Source organism: Parabacteroides sp. D25, assembly GCF_000307475.1.
Lineage (GTDB): Bacteria > Bacteroidota > Bacteroidia > Bacteroidales > Tannerellaceae > Parabacteroides > Parabacteroides distasonis.
This window is the reverse complement of sequence record NZ_JH976503.1, coordinates 477,850-494,424: the sequence shown is the minus strand read 5'-3', so window position 1 is coordinate 494,424 and position 16,575 is coordinate 477,850. Positions and strand designations below refer to the sequence as shown.

The window sequence follows — 16,575 nt, the reverse complement described above, 5'->3', positions numbered from 1 at the left end:
TATCGGAGATATTGGAGTGATTGTCCCTATGAGTTTATTCTAACCACCAATACCAAATCGTATGAAGGTATTACTTGTATATGCAATAATAAGCAAAATGATACTTGGGTTGAGCGTACTATAGCGGCTTTGCCAGTTATAAAATCGAAGTATGTAATGTTGATGTGTGATGACATTATCTTGAGTGACAATGTTGACAATTCATTAATAGAGCGGTTACTTGACTATATGGATAGCCACGAGATAAGGTATTGTAATTTAGGCCCTACTCCTAAAGGATCTAAAATTAAATCTTTTCCTTTATTGCGTAGTGTCAATAAGCAAATCCCCTATGCTATCAATCTTCAATTTGGAATATTTCGAAAGGATCTTTTTGTTGAGCTGTTAGGCGATGGCTCTCTTAGTGCATGGGATATTGAAAACTCAATAAATGAACAAGCCGCTGTTGCTCCATCAGAGGATTATAAAGATGTGGTGGCAGTTTCAGAATATATCTTGCCATATATACATGGAGTATATAAAGGTAAATGGATTAGGCATGCTGTTGAAAATTTGAGTAGATTGAGCTTGTATATAGATTCTGGTAGAGGCATTGTTCCTCTCTCTCAACAGATAAAGATTGATATGACTAATTGGCTTCAGTGGAAAATATCACCTAAGCAACGGAGAGCGCTAAAAAATGTCTTAAGTAGAGTGGGTATGAAATTTGCAACGAAGAGATGAGCTGGTGTAATGTGGTTATGAAGAATGTTTATGTTTTTTAATTCTGTAAATCAGAGAGTTGTTTTTTTTATGAGGCAGATTAGGATCATGAGAATGAGAAAGATAGATTTGAGACGGTTCTTTACGTACAGACTCTGTAAAGAGTCAATCTTCAAGTGTTCCGGATACATCTTATATGTACATATAGAAATTTTTCTTATATAATACTTTTCCTGAAAGTCTATGTTATTTTCCGTATTACTTTCTTTATATCATAAAGAGAGCCCACTATTTTTACGTCAAAGTCTGACCAGTATCTTCACGCAAACGCTATTGCCTATAGAAGTTGTCTTGGTGGAAGATGGTCCTTTGACGGATGAGCTGTATGCGGTCATAAAAGAATTCACAAGCCAGCATCCTGAGTTAAAAGTGATTTCTTTGCCCACCAACCGAGGTCTCGGCAAGGCTCTTAACGAGGGGCTGAAGCATTGTTCGTATGACCTTGTGGCTCGTATGGACACGGATGATATCGCTAAGCCGGATCGTTTTGAGAAGCAATTGGCGATATTTTTGGAACATCCGGAAATTGATGTAGTGGGGGCTTGGATCGATGAGTTTGAAGGGGAGGTATCAAATGTACTTTCCATGCGGAAAGTGCCGGAGCAGCATGAAAATATCTTGAGGTTTGCCAAGGGAAGGTGTCCGGTGAACCATCCGGTGGTGATGTTTCGGAAGTCGGCCGTGCTAAAGGCTGGAGGATATAAGCATTTTCCTTTGTTCGAGGATTATTATCTGTGGGTACGGATGCTGATGAATGGTGCCCGGTTCTATAATATACAAGAGAGCCTGCTCTTTTTCCGCTTCTCGCCGGATATGTTTCGGCGGCGGGGAGGATGGCGGTATGCCGTAACGGAAGTGAGGTTGCAGACGCTGTTTTACAAGATGGGTTTTATCGGCTTTTTCTCCTTGCTAAAGAATGTCTGTATTCGCTTAGTGACCCGTCTTCTCCCTAATGGCTTGCGTTCGTTGCTCTATAAGAGGCTCATCCGGGGGTAAATAGCTTTTTGTCCTCATCCACAGTATCGCTCACGGAAGGTGTCTCAAATATCAAATAACATTTTATCAATAGTCATTTTTATGGCTGGCAGATTATTTTTCATCACATCAAACACTATAACAGCGTCTATATCGAAATAATGATGTGCTATAATGTCTCGCATTCCCATAACTCCTTCCATGTTCACGGACAATGTCGCTATCGCTATAAACCATTGGCAGTACTTGCTTGTTTAATAGCCATTATTACGTTAATAAAATAGAGAATATGAGAACAAATGATTCAAAAACATCCGTAGACTCTAAATTGGAGGAGATGGAGGAAAAGTATCCTGTAGAGCAAATCGCTGTTAAAAATGAGAAGAAAATAACGGCCAAGGATGTAAAGGAGGCTGTGAAAGAGATTAATCCCGATACGGACAGCTTGGGTAGCAGAGGGTAAAACGTATTTTAATTTGCTTAAAAGAATAATTATTAAGATTTATAGTATTATCTTTGTGGTTGCGGTTTGTAATAAACCGAGGTATAAAGATTGGTAAATCTAGCAAATTAAATAATAAAGATGTATAGAACAAGAACTTGTGGCGACTTGCGCCTTGCGGATGAAGGTCTGGTGGTTACACTGGCCGGTTGGGTGCAGAAAACCCGCAAAATGGGAGGAATGACATTTGTCGATATCCGCGACCGTTATGGTATTACTCAGTTGGTATTTAATCAGGAGGTTGATGCAGCTCTTTGCGAAAAGGCGAATAAACTGGGCCGTGAATTCGTGATTCAGGTTACGGGTACGGTTCGTGAGCGTTCCAGCAAGAATGCGCATATCCCGACAGGTGATATTGAGTTGATCGTTTCTGAATTAAATGTCCTGAACACTGCGCTTACCCCTCCGTTCACGATCGAGGAGGAGACAGATGGCGGTGATGACTTGCGTATGAAATATCGTTATCTGGACTTGCGTCGTGCTTGCGTTCGTAAGAATCTGGAACTTCGTCATAGAATGGCGTTCGAGGTTCGCCGCTATTTGGATGAGCAAGGTTTCTTGGAGGTAGAGACTCCGGTTCTTGTAAATTCTACCCCGGAGGGTGCCCGTGACTTCGTGGTTCCTTCCCGTATGAACCCGGGACAGTTCTACGCTTTGCCTCAGTCTCCACAGACCTTGAAGCAATTGTTGATGGTTTCCGGTTTCGACCGTTATTTCCAGATCGTAAAATGTTTCCGTGACGAGGATTTGCGTGCGGATCGCCAGCCGGAGTTCACGCAGATCGACTGTGAGATGAGCTTCGTGGAGCAAGAGGATGTCTTGAATATGTTCGAGGGCATGGCGAAACATTTGTTTAAGGTAATCCGTGGTGTCGAGTTCAAGGAGTCGTTTATGCGTATGACTTGGCAAGATGCTATGAAACAATATGGTAGCGATAAACCGGATTTGCGTTTCGGCATGAAGTTCGTCGAGTTGATGGACATCATGAAAGGCCATGGTTTCTCCGTATTCGATAACGCCGCTTACATAGGGGGTATCTGTGCGGAAGGTGCTGCAAGCTATACCCGTAAACAACTGGATGCGCTGACTGAATTCGTGAAACGTCCGCAGGTAGGTGCTAAAGGTTTGGTTTACGCCCGTGTGGAAGCGGATGGTAACGTAAAATCAAGCGTAGATAAATTCTATAGCCAAGAGGTTCTTCAAGAAATGAAGAATGCGTTCGGCGCTAAGCCGGGTGATTTGATTTTGATCCTTTCCGGCGACGATGTGATGAAGACTCGTAAGCAACTTTGCGAGTTGCGTTTAGAGATGGGTAATCAATTAGGCCTTCGTGACAAGGATAAGTTCGTTTGCTTGTGGGTAATCGACTTCCCACTGTTCGAATGGAACGAGGACGATCAACGTTTCTACGCTATGCACCATCCGTTTACCTCTCCGAATCCGGATGATATACCGTTGTTGGACACGGATCCGGGCGCTGTTCGTGCGAATGCGTATGATATGGTTATCAATGGCGTTGAAGTGGGTGGTGGTTCTATCCGTATCCACGACAGCCAATTACAGGATAAGATGTTCAAGCTGTTAGGATTCACCGAAGAAAGAGCGCAAGAGCAATTCGGTTTCTTGATGAATGCGTTCAAGTACGGAGCGCCTCCTCATGGAGGTTTGGCTTATGGCTTGGATCGTTTCGTGTCTTTGTTCGCCGGTTTGGATTCTATCCGCGACTGTATCGCTTTCCCGAAGAACAATTCTGGACGAGATGTTATGCTCGATGCTCCGGGTGTCTTGGATCCGGCCCAGTTGGACGAACTGAATTTGATCGTTGATATCAAGAAATAATCCAATCTGAAATTCCATTCGAATGGGAATCTTATTCCATCTGAATGGAATTTTCTTTTCTTCCGAAAGGAATTACTTTTTCTCCCGAACATAAATCAAAAGATATTTAGCATGGTAAAGGTTAAAGATATATTGAGAGAAATCGAGCATTACGCCCCGCTGCCGCTTCAAGAAGGTTTTGACAATGCGGGTGTGCAAGTTGGCGACGTGAACCAGCATGCGACGGGTGTGTTGCTATGCCTAGATGTTACCGAGGAGGTGCTTGATGAAGCGATCGAGATAGGATACAACCTGATCATCTCTCATCATCCTTTGGCCTTTAAGTCGTTTAAGTCGTTGACTGGCTCCAATTATATCGAGCGTTGCATGATGAAGGCGTGTAAGTATGATTTGGTGGTTTATGCCGCCCATACCAATCTTGATAATGCCGTAGGAGGCGTGAATTACCGTTTGGCAGAGTTGATCGGCTTGCAAAATGTACGGATCTTGAGCCCCCAAAAAGGCGCTTTGCTGAAGTTGGTGACGTTTGTCCCCGAGGCTTATGCCGAGATCATGCGGAATACCTTGTTCAATGCCGGTGCGGGAAGTATCGGGAACTATGATGCTTGCAGTTATAATTTACATGGCGAGGGAACATTCCGTGCCAATGCGGGATGCAATCCGTTTTGTGGTGAGATCGGCGAGGTGCATGTAGAGAAAGAGGTGCGTATGGAGATGATCCTTCCGGCATTCAAGAAGACAGCGGTGACTCGTGCTCTGTTATCCGTTCACCCGTATGAGGAGCCGGCTTTTGATTTTTATTCGTTATCAAACACATGGGAACAGGCAGGTTCCGGTGTAGTGGGAGAGTTGCCTGCCGAGGAAGATGAGTTAAGTTTCTTGTTACGGATCAAGGCCCTGTTTAACGTCGGTTGCGTGAAGCATTCCCCATTTACGGGTAAGTCTATCCGAGAGGTCGCTATCTGCGGAGGCAGCGGCGCTTTCTTGATCAAGGACGCTATCGCGTATGGTGCCGATGTCTTTATAACGGGGGAGGCGAAGTACAACGATTTTTACGATGTGGAGGACCAGATTCTACTGGCGGTTATCGGTCATTATGAATCGGAAATCTGTACAAAAGACATATTTTATAACATAATATCGAAAAAATTCCCTACCTTTGCGGTACATTTTTCGAATGTTAATTCAAACCCAGTAAAATATTTATAGAATGGCTACAGATAAACAATCAGCTGAAAAGGAATATACGGTTGAAGAAAAGCTTTCTACGCTGTATCAACTTCAGACGATGATGACTGAAATTGATAAGATCAAGACCCTTCGTGGTGAGCTTCCTCTGGAGGTTCAAGACTTGGAGGACGAGATCGCAGGACTGGAAACACGTCTCCAGAACTATCAAGCGGAGATCAAGGAGTTTGAGACTTCTGTTGTTGAGCAAAAGCATAAGATCACGGAATCTACCACATTGATAGATCGCTATAAGGCACAATTAGATAATGTGCGTAATAACCGGGAGTTTGATAACCTGTCTAAGGAGATCGAGTTCCAAGGTTTGGAAATTGAGTTCTCAGAGAAAAAAATTCGTGAATTCGGAGAGGCGGTAGACGCTAAGAAAAAAGATATCGCTGAACTGACTGAGAAGCTGGAAGGCCGTAAGGCTGACTTGGTTCAGAAAAAGAGTGAGTTGGAGCAGATCATTTCCGAGACAAAGCAGGATGAGGAGAAACTTCGTGAGAAAGCGAAGAAGCTGGAAGCTGCTATCGAACCTCGTTTGTTGACCGCTTTCAAGCGTATCCGTAAAGGTGCTCGTAACGGTTTGGCTGTTGTTTATGTGCAACGTGGCGCTTGCGGTGGTTGCTTTAACAAGATCCCGCCTCAGAAGCAATTGGATATCAAGTTGCGTAAGAAAATTATTGTTTGCGAATACTGTGGTCGTATTATGATCGACCCGGAATTAGCAGGTGTAGAAGATTAATTCAAAAGATCTATAAGTAATGGCTCTAGCTAAAACCGGCTAGGGCCATTATTGTTTTTAATACAAAGATGTTATGATACATACGATACGTTTATATATAGAGAAGTACCGGCTGTTATCCGAGGATCGTCCGGTTTTGGTCGGATTGAGCGGTGGTGCCGATTCTGTGGCTTTGTTGGGCGTATTGGTGCGTTTGGGATATCCGTGTATAGCGCTTCATTGTAACTTTCATTTGCGTGGGGAGGAGTCGGATCGGGATGAGGCATTTGCCTGTGAGTTCGCGGAATCTTTGGAAGTACCCTTTCATAAGATAGATTTCGATACGATCTCTTATGCCGGAGAGAAGCATCTCTCGATAGAGATGGCTGCCCGTGAATTGCGCTATGCTTGGTTTGAGGAGATGCGGGAGCGGCTGGGAGGGCAGGCGACCGCCGTCGCCCATCACCGGGACGATAATGTGGAGACGGTCTTGATGAATTTGATACGGGGCACGGGAATCCGGGGGATGAGCGGGATCCGTCCGAGGAATGGTTTCATCGTCCGTCCTTTGCTGTGCGTAAGCCGTGAGGATATCTTGGCTTGGCTGGCGGATCAAGGCTACGCCTATATGGTGGATAGCACGAATTTATCGGATGCTTATACCCGTAATTTCATCCGTTTGAATGTGTTGCCGCTTTTGGAGGAGATAAATCCATCGGCCCGGAATACCATCGCACGTTCCGCCGAGCATCTTTCTGCCGCAGAGACTATATATATATATGTATTGGAACAAGCCCGGAAAGAGGTTGTCGTATCGGATGATCGTCTTTCTATCGGGGCGTTGATGCGGTTTCCGGCTCCGGAGACGATTTTGTATGAGTTATTAAAAGAATATGGTTTTACCCGTCTGGTCTCGGACGATATTTTCGCTGCCTTGACCAAGGAGCCTGGTAAGCTGTTTTACTCTTCCACCCATCGTTTGCTGAAGGATCGGGATTATTTATGGATCACTTCTTTAGAGAAGAAGGAAAAGCGAACCTTCGTTTTAGATCCAGAAAAGGGCATTAATCATGAACCTATTGAACTATCTTTCCAAAAACTTGTTATAACTATAGATTTCCCTATCGAGAAGAATAAGCGGATCGCTTATTTGGATTATGATAAACTCGATTTCCCTTTAACATTGCGGACTTGGAAAGAAGGCGATTGGTTTATTCCCTTCGGAATGAAAGGACGTAAGAAGTTGAGTGACTATTTCTCCGATCATAAATTTAGCCGGATTGAGAAGGAGCGCACATGGCTTCTTTGTAGTGGCGACGCTATCGTTTGGGTGGTAGGAGAAAGGACTGATAATCGTTTTCGTATAGACGAATCAACAAAGCGTGTGCTAATTGTGAATTTTTTGGGCTAAATCCTCGTTTATTGTAAAAATATTCTTACATTTGCGAAGATTTACTCCGCAGATATGTTACTAATGGTTCAAATTAGCTGAACAATCCGGTTATTACATGAAAATTATAATTTAATAAAGATACAATGATACCATTGGGCGTACGTCGTGTTTGCATATGTGATCCGTGTGTATGTGCCATTTATATTATTACTTCGCAATATGCAGAAATATAACATTCTAGAACTAAATGAAAAACTTCTTCCCGAACTTCAAAGTATCGCGGAAGAGTTGGGAATAAAAAAAGTTAGCAGCTTAAAGAAAGAAGAGTTGGTTTATCGGATTCTTGATGAGCAAGCGATCTCCTATGCCGGCATTCAGGCTGAAAAGATGAAAGAGAAAGAGGCTAAGAAGCCTGTAGAGGGCCGTAAGAGAGGCCGTCCGGCTAAAGCCGCTTCTCCTAAAGTGGCGAAGGCTGAGACTGCCGAAGCTGCAGAGAGTGCCCAACAGGCTTCGGAAAAGCCAGTGGCTGCTCCGGCTGACAAGAAAGAGCAAAAAGAGCAGCCTGAACGTAAGAAAAGAGTCCGTATCGAGAAAAAGGAAAAGGTAGCGGGCGCTATCGCTCCTTCCGAGGATAACAAGGAAGTGGTGGTTTCGAAAGAGCCGCAAACGATCTCTATGGTAACGGAAATCTCGGCCGTGGAAACTCCGGCGGTAGTAGAGAGCCCGGTGGAGAAACCGTTGTTGCCTCCTGTTGTGGCGGAACTTGAAACGGAAGAAGAAGCCGCTTTGCCGGAAAATACGACTCCGGTAGAGGTAGCGGAAGAAACCACTTCACCACAAGCGACGGAAGAAGAGCCTAAGCGCATCGTATTTCGCCATCCGGACGCTAAATCCGTATTGGATCAGATTTTCCCGTTCTCCGCTCCGAAACCCGAGGCTAACAAACCTCAACCCGAGGCCGCTCCCCAGCAGAATAATCCTCGACAGAACAATCGACAGAATAATCATAATAACAACCGTAATAACAATAACGCTAATAACAACCAGCAGGCTCAAGAGAAAATGTATGAGTTTGACGGCATCCTTACAGGAACCGGCGTGTTGGAGATGATGCAAGATGGTTACGGTTTCCTTCGTTCTTCAGATTATAACTATTTGACTTCACCGGACGATATTTATGTCTCTCAATCCCAGATCAAGTTATTTGGCTTGAAAACGGGTGACGTGGTAGAAGGCTCGATTCGTCCGCCGAAGGAAGGTGAGAAGTATTTCCCGTTGGTGAAAGTGGACAAGATCAATGGCCGTACGCCGGAAGAGGTTCGCGACCGGGTTCCTTTCGATCATTTGACCCCGTTATTCCCGGATGAGAAATTCATGCTTACGGCACGTAAATCACCGAAAGTATACGATAATATCGCCGTACGTGTGGTTGATTTATTCTCCCCGATCGGAAAAGGGCAACGTGGTTTGATCGTCGCTCAACCGAAAACCGGTAAGACGATGTTGCTGAAAGATATCGCGAACGCTATCGCTTACAACCATCCCGAGGTTTATATGATTATATTATTGATCGACGAACGTCCAGAGGAGGTTACGGATATGGCTCGTAGCGTGGATGCGGAAGTAATCGCTTCTACATTCGACGAACCAGCTGAACGTCACGTGAAAATCGCTGAGATCGTATTGAACAAGGCGAAACGAATGGTAGAATGTGGTCATGATGTCGTGATTCTTCTTGACTCGATCACTCGTTTGGCTCGTGCTTATAATACGGTACAACCGGCTTCCGGTAAGGTGCTTTCCGGTGGTGTGGACGCAAATGCGTTGCAGAAGCCGAAGCGTTTCTTCGGTGCCGCCCGTAATATTGAGAATGGCGGTAGCCTTACGATTCTAGCCACCGCCCTTACGGAGACTGGCTCTAAGATGGACGACGTGATCTTCGAGGAATTCAAGGGTACGGGTAATATGGAGTTACAATTGGATCGTAAATTATCCAATAAACGTATCTATCCGGCTGTGGATATCACGGCTTCCAGCACTCGCCGTGATGATTTATTGCAGGATGAGAGCACGTTGAACCGTATGTGGGTCTTACGCAAATATCTATCAGACATGAACTCTATGGAGGCTATGGAATTTGTTAAGCAACGGATGGAACAAACCGTTGATAATATGGAATTCTTGGCATCCATGAACGGTTGATAATATCCCATAAAAAAACACTATACTTTTGAGTTCAAAGCAATATTGTTTTAGCTCCAAAAGTATAGTGTTTTTCTATTAAAAAGTATAGTGCTTTTATTGCACCTTTTTAGGTCTTCCACGATGTCCCATATTTCGTTTTTGTGGGCTCGAGGATGATCTTTTATCTTCACTTTTACGAGGCCGTCCTCTGCCTCTTTTATTCATACCGTATTTTTCCGGCTCATACAAGGGCACTTCGCCGAATTCCGGGCTGACCGGTATCTTATAAACCTCTTTTTCCAAGAAATCCTCTATGCGCTTGAATTGTGCTTGTTCGTCGATCGATACGAAAGTAATCGCCAATCCTTCGCCGTTCGTACCCCGTGCCGTACGTCCGATTCGGTGTACGTAATCCTCCGGATCATGCGGGATATCGAAGTTCACGACCAACTTGATGTCATTGATATCAATTCCACGTGCTACGACATCCGTAGCCACAAGGATATCGATATGTCCGCTCTTGAATTCTTTCATGACCTCCTCCCTTTGGGATTGCTCTAGATCCGAGTGCATGGCGGCTACATTGAACTTTAATCTTTTTAAGGTAGACGCTAATTCTTTCACCTTCATTTTAGAAGAGGAGAAGATAATTACCCGTTGAGGGCGGCTTTGAGTGAAGAGATCTTGTAGAATCTTGAGCTTTTGTGGATCGTAGCAGATATATGCGGTTTGCATGATAGATTCGGGTGGGCGTGAGATAGCGATCTTGACTTCTTCCGGATCTTTTAGGATGGTTTTAGCCAACGTCCGGATCTTAGGCGGCATGGTAGCCGAGAACATGATCGTCTGGCAGTAGGGGGGCAGCTGTTTATGAACCTGCATGATGTCGTCATAAAAACCCATATCCAGCATGCGGTCCGCCTCGTCTAAGACGAAGAACGACACTTTAGACAAATCTACAGTACCTAACTTAATATGGGACAATAAACGTCCCGGGGTAGCGATCACGATATCCGCACCCATCTCTAAACCTCTCTTTTGTTGTTCCCAAGCGATTCCGTCGGTACCTCCATACACGGCTACTGCGGATACGGAAGGTATAAAATAAGTGAATCCTTGAATTTGTTGGTCTATTTGTTGAGCCAATTCCCGGGTCGGTGCCATAATGACCGCATTCACCGCGTCTGTCGGATGACAACCTTTGCTTAGTTCATTAATAACTGGTAAAACATATGCCGCCGTTTTACCGGTTCCGGTCTGTGCGCAAGCGATGATGTCTTTACCTTCTAAAATGACAGGAATCGTTAACTCTTGGACTGGAGTCGTTTCGTCAAAATTCATGTCATAAAGCCCGTCTAATACGGCATCTTCCAAATCTAATTCATCAAATCTCATCTTTTTACATTCAAATTCCCGGTAAAGATAAAGATTATTTAGAAATATTATGCAATAGGTAGGTTTCTCTTTGGTGATAAATAGAAAAATAAATACCTTTATCCCCGAGTTATACCCCAAAAACGAAAGAATTAATATGAATAGTCTAGAAAGCGGAAGTAACGTTCAGTCTGGATTAGAGATGATCATGGAGAAGAGTCCCGATACGATCGTATTAGTAGATCGAAATCTTACTCTTGTCAAGGTTATTTCTGCAAAAGACGATTATTATCATTATTTAGCGAATAACTGTATCGGAAAGCAACCTCAAGCGTTGTTCCCGGACGGGAAGAACTACGATCAATATGAGATCTATAGAGCTGCGGTTAAACGTGTTTTCGAGGAGCAAGTGAAAGTGGATTTCTCTTTTGAGGTCTCTTTTGAAGGAAAGAACTATTATTATCTATCGCAAGCAAGCCTTTTTAATGAGGAGCTTGTGATCGTTTATACGTGCGATGTATCTTCTCTGAAAACAGAAAAAAATCTACAAGAACTGATCAATACGATATTAGATCGGTTACCGTTGGGGGTTTTCGTGAAAGATGGGGATAACCATTTTAATTACCTGTATTGGAATCATTTTATGGAGGAAATAACGGGTATTGAAACCCGGGAGATCGAGGGACATGATGATTTCGAGGTGAATTATAATGCCTTGATGACTGCCGAGGAGCGTCTGGAAACCGATATGAACGTGATCAAGACAGGACTGACCGCTAGATTCAAGGGCAAGGTAAAATCGGCCTCCGGCGATTACCGGGATATAGAGGTCGCTAAATATCCTATTTCCCTAAATAATGGCAAGCCGCTTGTCTTGGCTTTATGGAGAGATATAACTTCCGAGTTGGCTACGGAGAATACTTTGAGAAGAACCCGGATCTTGACGAAAATGGCATTGCGGATAAGTGATATACGTACATGCTCGATCTTCATCGATCCGGACAGTACCCATAATTTCAAGGATTCCGTTGTGACCTTGAACGATTGGAATACCATGTCGGAAGATATGATAGAGGTGTCATGGGGGCAGTTTATCAGCCGGGCGCATCCGGATGATCAAGAACATTATCATAATATGTTTACCCGTCTTTGCCGAGGGGAAATCTCTGAGGCAAGGATCGAGGCACGTATGCTATTTCCCGGCAAGAAGGAATATGTTTGGAGAGAGGTATTCGCTACCGTGTATGAACGGGACGAGAAAGGAAGACCTTCGGTTATCCTTGGATGTTCAACGAATATTCAGGAACGGAAGAATCAAGAATTAAGCCTTGAGGAGGCGAAGGTGAAGGCTGAGGCCGCTGATAAGATGAAATCGAAATATCTGGCGGATATGAGCCATGAGATCCGGACTCCTTTGAATGCGATTACCGGTTTCTCTGAATTGATGGCTTTTGCTGATACGGATGAGGAACGTATGTCGTACTACGATGTGATCAAGATGAATAACCAATTGTTGATGCAATTGATCAATGACATCTTGGATATCTCGAAGATCGAGGCGGATGCGATAAAGATCACATATGAGCAATTAGATGTCAGTGAATTGATGGATACGATTTATGCTTCCGCCAAGTTACGGGTTCCGGGAGGAGTCAAGTTGGTTTTGGAGAAAGAGGCTGACCACCATATGTTCGGTACGGATAGCATGCGTCTGTTGCAGTTGATTAATAATTTGGTGAACAACGCTATCAAGAACACGAAAGAAGGTAGCATCACGATGGGATATACCATTCAACCGGATGATCAATTACGTTTTTACGTAAGGGATACGGGAATCGGCATCGATAAGGAAAAATTGAAAGATGTCTTCGACCGTTTCGTGAAAATAAACGACTATATGGAAGGAATCGGATTAGGACTGGCTATCTGCAAAGGATTGGTTGTGAAGATGGGAGGTTCGATACATGTTACGTCTGAATTAGGGGTGGGTTCGGAGTTCTCCTTTATTTTGCCGTCTCATGAATAGCCCTATTTGTAATAGCGCTTATAAATCTGGTCGTATAATCCACTGTCTTTGATTTGCTGGAGCCAACTATTTAGGCTATCCAGTAGGACAGGAGAGTCTTTACGGACCGCCCACGATTGCAATTGGGTAAAACTGACATCCGTTAGGATATCGACTTCCGGCAGTTTTTTCTGGGTCATGCGGGCGATTTGTTGGTCGCATACGGCATAATCGATATCGCCTTTGGCTACCATGATCATAAGCTGCTCGGTAGAATATAACTCATCTTCCACCACGTAGATCGTATCGCCTATCTCGTGTCCCAGATTTTGCAGACGCAATAAGGCCGGGGAATCTTTCGGTATGTATAAAGTCTTTTGGGCTAAATCCAATTGGTTACGGATAGGGGCTTGTCCGTTGTTCGCCTCTGCCGTACGTTGTACCAAGACTTGCTTGTTGAGAACGATCGGTTCGGTGAACAGGTAGTTTTCCCGCATCTCGGAGGTGATGGGTATGTTTCTTGCGATTACGTCGCATTTGTTGTCCGATAATTCCTCGAAGCTTTTCGCTAAACTCATTTCCAAATGCGTCTGAACCTCCAATCCGGATAATTTAGCGATCGCTTGGCTAAGCTCGTATTGAAAACCTTGCACCGTATCGCCGGATACGAAATATCCGGATTGATTGTACTCGGTTATCATCCGAAGAATTCCTTCTTCCTTGATTTCCGGATAATCACGAGGTCCGATCTCTTGGGGACGTTGGTTAAGTCTCCAAAGCTGTACCATTGTCACTACAGCGACAATCAGTAGAAAAGCGTATAGGATAAGCAACTTCTTAGATCTCATGGCAATCGATTAATTATTGAAAGTCACGGAGATACCCATTTTCAAGACCATCGGGTCCAACGGATAATGCGCAAGAGAGAAGTAATTCGGGTCAACGAACTTAGAGCCTAGATTGTATGCCATGATGAAGAAGCGAGCTTGCTTCAAATGGAAATTCGCATAAGCGTTGATCAACGGATAATTACCGACCTTCACTTTCTTGTCTTCTTCCTGTACTTGGAACTGCTGGGTAGCCGGCTCGTAATAAGGAGCGTAATAAGCGGTGTTGTAGTATACGTTCGCGCCAATCTGTACGGTTAATACTTTCGCCAACTTAAACGCTAGATATATATTCGAGTATGCGCTGATATCCGGCAACGGAAGTTGAGACTTCTCGCTAGAAAGCTGATAGGCCACCTCATTCTCCCATCCGAACGCACGATACATGATATCTTGCTTGATACGGGCTGAGACAACTTGGATGTTCTTACTGCTTTGCTCCGGCAAACCTTTGCCGTTGAAGAATACATAATTCTGGATACTTTCCACTCCTCCGGATAACTGGGTACGGGTGGATTCCAAGTTGATTTTCGCTCCGGCGTAAATCCTTTGCACATTTTTCAATGATAGATCCCACCAATAGTAACGCCCATGATGGTGACGTTGGTAGAACGCCGGGGTGATGTTCTTGATGTATCCTTCCGCCTTGATCGTAGCGTCTTTCTTAAAAAGTTTGAATTTTGTTTGCAGGTCTCCGCTCACTCGGACCTCTCCGGCGTCACTTCCCGCAAGTCCTAATTCTCCACGGACATTGTAGGTAAGAAGGCTACCACGGCGTTTGGATAATTCGCCGCCGATGTAGGTAGTAAACTCATCATATACTTCGGAAGTAGGGAAATTTAATGTGCTTGGCTCAGAGCTTCCACGACCATCCGGACCGTAGTCCAGTCCGGGAACTTGGGATGCCAATCTAAACCGGCGTTTCTCGAAAGTAACGAAGGCGGTCAGCCCGAACTTAGCCCAATCTTGGAAACCTTCCCGCAAGGCCAACGCAAAGGTATTCTTTAAATTCCAAGAGGAAGTCTGGTCATTCAAAGATGCGTCCATACCATAAAGATGAGTGTAGCAGGTATCGATCCCGGCATCATTAGAGATAAAGCGTCTGCGGTTATCTTCGTAATCGATGGTATGGATGATACTGGAAACCGGAATGAATACCTCTTTTACGTTCCCTTCCTCATCGGTTTCTTCCAATTCCTTAGTAAAACCGAGATTGTATCTCTGTGTCAGGAAATATTGTTTTCCACGGACACGGTTCCATGTGTCCGTGTAACGGACAGGGTATGATTTACTATCGATATTTCTTTGATTCTCGGCCAAGTCATCGGGATTCGTGATATACTGGTCATTTGTAAGTCCACCGTTCTCGTAGTTTACGAAATTGAAATTACTTAAATAAGCGTTTAACTCGTAACGGTCGGTGATATAACTTCCGAAAAAACGATAACTTAATAATTTATTACCGTTGGAGTTATAATATCCGCGGCTATAGATATAATCCATCTCGCCACCGACATTGATCTTTTTGCCAAAGTTCATGGTCAATACCCCTTTCAGTCGGTCCATCTTATTCTGGCTGGCTCCTCCTGTCGTATAAGTCACTTGGGTATAGGGTACTTTGGTATCGTAGAAATAAGCGTTTGTTGGGGTCGTGATATAATAATCATAGGCATCGGCGAAGATGAAATCACGTTCCTCCTTACGTTCGTTAAAAATACGGGTTTGCGCCGGCGATCCCACATTCGCCAGATAACCTACGGCCAATGAGTTCGCTTCCACCAACGTACTATTCCCGAAATTTAATCGATTGGTATCCATAGGAGCGATATAACGTTCTCCCAAAAGAGGCGTGAGCCGATAACCGATGATTCGTTTTGATTTCAGCGCCGCGCTATCTGTTTGCAGCAAGCTATCCGGTATTTCCTTGTTTGAGGATGATAAATTAGATAACGAGAATCCACCTCGTCCTCCCCGGCTCCCGGAACGTCCTTGCGCATGCGCGGAAGCCGCCGTTCCTATCAGAAAAAGTAATATGTATAGATAATACTTCATGGGTTGCAAAGATATAACAAAAAATAATGTGCCAATTATAAAATATGCCAATATGCCAATCAGAAAACTTAATTGGCATATCGGCACATCAATGAATGAGCTTCTTATATTTTCTGTATAATCTCCATTCCTTTCTTAATGGCAGCCTCGTTCATCGGCAACAAATGATGGTGACGCTCGGGCAAGGATTTCTTCAATCCTAGCATGACGTTCTCCAATTGAACCATCGGGACGATATTAAGCAACCCGCCTAAGATCAACATATTGAATGCCTTCTCGTTCTTCATCTCGGTAGCGGCGTCCATGGCATCTACCCGATATACGTTAATATCCGTACGTTTCGCTGGCGTATGGATGCCATAACCATCGTAAATCAAGATACCGCCCGGTTTCACCTTGCTCTCGAACTTATCCATGGAAGGTTGGTTCAAGATAATAGCGATATCATATTCATTCAATACGGGTGAGCTGATACGCTCGTCGCTCAAGATAACGGTTACGTTGGCCGTACCGCCACGTTGCTCAGGTCCGTATGAAGGCATCCAGCTAACCTCCTTGCCTTCCATCAAACCGGAATAGGCCAAGATCTTACCCATAGACAATACACCTTGTCCACCGAAGCCTGCTATAATTATTTCTTGTTTCATT

General features: G+C 44.2%; 14 protein-coding genes. 9 read left to right on the top strand and 5 right to left on the bottom strand.

Annotation, left to right across the window (positions count from 1 at the left end):
• The coding region (locus HMPREF0999_RS12660; protein ID WP_009276078.1) for a hypothetical protein at positions 1-723 on the top strand (723 nt) is incomplete at its 5' end.
• A 222-nt stretch (positions 724-945) separates the two neighbouring features.
• Positions 946-1,758 carry a glycosyltransferase family 2 protein gene (locus HMPREF0999_RS12655; protein WP_005868212.1) on the top strand — a complete coding sequence of 271 codons (813 nt, stop codon included), beginning with the start codon at positions 946-948 and terminating at the stop codon, positions 1,756-1,758.
• 44 nt (positions 1,759-1,802) lie between these two features.
• On the opposite strand, the gene HMPREF0999_RS21975 is transcribed toward HMPREF0999_RS12655, so the two are convergent.
• The gene (locus HMPREF0999_RS21975) at positions 1,803-1,940 is read right to left on the bottom strand and encodes a DUF86 domain-containing protein (protein WP_095231483.1); all 138 of its coding nucleotides are present in this window, start codon (positions 1,938-1,940) and stop codon (positions 1,803-1,805) included.
• Positions 1,941-2,026: 86 nt separating this feature from the next.
• Between HMPREF0999_RS21975 and HMPREF0999_RS22720 the strand changes: the two genes are divergently transcribed.
• The 6 genes from HMPREF0999_RS22720 (at position 2,027) to rho (ending at position 9,627) form a co-directional block, all read left to right on the top strand.
• Positions 2,027-2,200 (top strand): hypothetical protein, encoded by a 174-nt coding sequence (locus HMPREF0999_RS22720; RefSeq protein ID WP_005856296.1) that lies wholly within the window; start codon positions 2,027-2,029, stop codon positions 2,198-2,200.
• 120 nt (positions 2,201-2,320) lie between these two features.
• Entirely contained in the window at positions 2,321-4,078 is a 1,758-nt protein-coding gene (aspS, locus tag HMPREF0999_RS12650; RefSeq protein ID WP_009276077.1) for an aspartate--tRNA ligase, read from the top strand.
• Positions 4,079-4,189: 111 nt separating this feature from the next.
• Positions 4,190-5,287 carry a Nif3-like dinuclear metal center hexameric protein gene (locus HMPREF0999_RS12645; RefSeq protein ID WP_009276076.1) on the top strand — a complete coding sequence of 366 codons (1,098 nt, stop codon included), beginning with the start codon at positions 4,190-4,192 and terminating at the stop codon, positions 5,285-5,287.
• 1 nt (position 5,288) lies between these two features.
• Positions 5,289-6,053, top strand: coding sequence for a zinc ribbon domain-containing protein (locus tag HMPREF0999_RS12640; RefSeq protein WP_005868214.1), 765 nt, complete (start codon positions 5,289-5,291; stop codon positions 6,051-6,053).
• A 73-nt stretch (positions 6,054-6,126) separates the two neighbouring features.
• Positions 6,127-7,443: a tRNA lysidine(34) synthetase TilS gene (gene tilS, locus HMPREF0999_RS12635; RefSeq protein ID WP_009276075.1), complete on the top strand. Its 1,317-nt coding sequence runs from the start codon at positions 6,127-6,129 to the stop codon at positions 7,441-7,443.
• A gap of 201 nt (positions 7,444-7,644) precedes the next feature.
• Positions 7,645-9,627 carry a transcription termination factor Rho gene (gene rho, locus HMPREF0999_RS12630; RefSeq protein ID WP_005856306.1) on the top strand — a complete coding sequence of 661 codons (1,983 nt, stop codon included), beginning with the start codon at positions 7,645-7,647 and terminating at the stop codon, positions 9,625-9,627.
• 96 nt (positions 9,628-9,723) lie between these two features.
• On the opposite strand, the gene HMPREF0999_RS12625 is transcribed toward rho, so the two are convergent.
• Positions 9,724-11,004, bottom strand: a complete 1,281-nt coding sequence (locus tag HMPREF0999_RS12625) for a DEAD/DEAH box helicase (RefSeq protein WP_010182817.1) — start codon at positions 11,002-11,004, stop codon at positions 9,724-9,726.
• Positions 11,005-11,140: 136 nt separating this feature from the next.
• Between HMPREF0999_RS12625 and HMPREF0999_RS12620 the strand changes: the two genes are divergently transcribed.
• Complete coding sequence (locus tag HMPREF0999_RS12620) at positions 11,141-13,009, top strand: ATP-binding protein (RefSeq protein ID WP_009276073.1); 1,869 nt, start codon at positions 11,141-11,143, stop codon at positions 13,007-13,009.
• A gap of 2 nt (positions 13,010-13,011) precedes the next feature.
• Here HMPREF0999_RS12620 and HMPREF0999_RS12615 read toward each other — a convergent pair whose 3' ends face one another.
• The 3 genes from HMPREF0999_RS12615 to HMPREF0999_RS12605 all read right to left on the bottom strand — a co-directional run bounded on the left by HMPREF0999_RS12615 (position 13,012) and on the right by HMPREF0999_RS12605 (position 16,574).
• The gene (locus tag HMPREF0999_RS12615) at positions 13,012-13,836 is read right to left on the bottom strand and encodes a transporter substrate-binding domain-containing protein (protein ID WP_005856312.1); all 825 of its coding nucleotides are present in this window, start codon (positions 13,834-13,836) and stop codon (positions 13,012-13,014) included.
• Between the two features lie 9 nt (positions 13,837-13,845).
• Complete coding sequence (locus HMPREF0999_RS12610; protein ID WP_010182819.1) at positions 13,846-15,927, bottom strand: putative porin; 2,082 nt, start codon at positions 15,925-15,927, stop codon at positions 13,846-13,848.
• A gap of 104 nt (positions 15,928-16,031) precedes the next feature.
• Positions 16,032-16,574, bottom strand: a complete 543-nt coding sequence (locus tag HMPREF0999_RS12605; protein ID WP_005856316.1) for a 2-oxoacid:acceptor oxidoreductase family protein — start codon at positions 16,572-16,574, stop codon at positions 16,032-16,034.
• Between the last annotated feature and the right edge of the window lies 1 nt (position 16,575).

Coding starts and splice junctions, on each gene's coding strand:
- HMPREF0999_RS12615 (WP_005856312.1), bottom strand. CDS start 13,836: ATGAGATCTAAGAAGTTGCTTATCCTATACGCTTTTCTACTGATTGTC.
- HMPREF0999_RS12655 (WP_005868212.1), top strand. CDS start 946: ATGTTATTTTCCGTATTACTTTCTTTATATCATAAAGAGAGCCCACTA.
- HMPREF0999_RS12610 (WP_010182819.1), bottom strand. CDS start 15,927: ATGAAGTATTATCTATACATATTACTTTTTCTGATAGGAACGGCGGCT.
- aspS (WP_009276077.1), top strand. CDS start 2,321: ATGTATAGAACAAGAACTTGTGGCGACTTGCGCCTTGCGGATGAAGGT.
- HMPREF0999_RS12620 (WP_009276073.1), top strand. CDS start 11,141: ATGAATAGTCTAGAAAGCGGAAGTAACGTTCAGTCTGGATTAGAGATG.
- HMPREF0999_RS12605 (WP_005856316.1), bottom strand. CDS start 16,574: ATGAAACAAGAAATAATTATAGCAGGCTTCGGTGGACAAGGTGTATTG.
- HMPREF0999_RS12645 (WP_009276076.1), top strand. CDS start 4,190: ATGGTAAAGGTTAAAGATATATTGAGAGAAATCGAGCATTACGCCCCG.
- HMPREF0999_RS12625 (WP_010182817.1), bottom strand. CDS start 11,004: ATGAGATTTGATGAATTAGATTTGGAAGATGCCGTATTAGACGGGCTT.
- HMPREF0999_RS21975 (WP_095231483.1), bottom strand. CDS start 1,940: ATGGAAGGAGTTATGGGAATGCGAGACATTATAGCACATCATTATTTC.
- tilS (WP_009276075.1), top strand. CDS start 6,127: ATGATACATACGATACGTTTATATATAGAGAAGTACCGGCTGTTATCC.
- HMPREF0999_RS22720 (WP_005856296.1), top strand. CDS start 2,027: ATGAGAACAAATGATTCAAAAACATCCGTAGACTCTAAATTGGAGGAG.
- rho (WP_005856306.1), top strand. CDS start 7,645: ATGCAGAAATATAACATTCTAGAACTAAATGAAAAACTTCTTCCCGAA.
- HMPREF0999_RS12640 (WP_005868214.1), top strand. CDS start 5,289: ATGGCTACAGATAAACAATCAGCTGAAAAGGAATATACGGTTGAAGAA.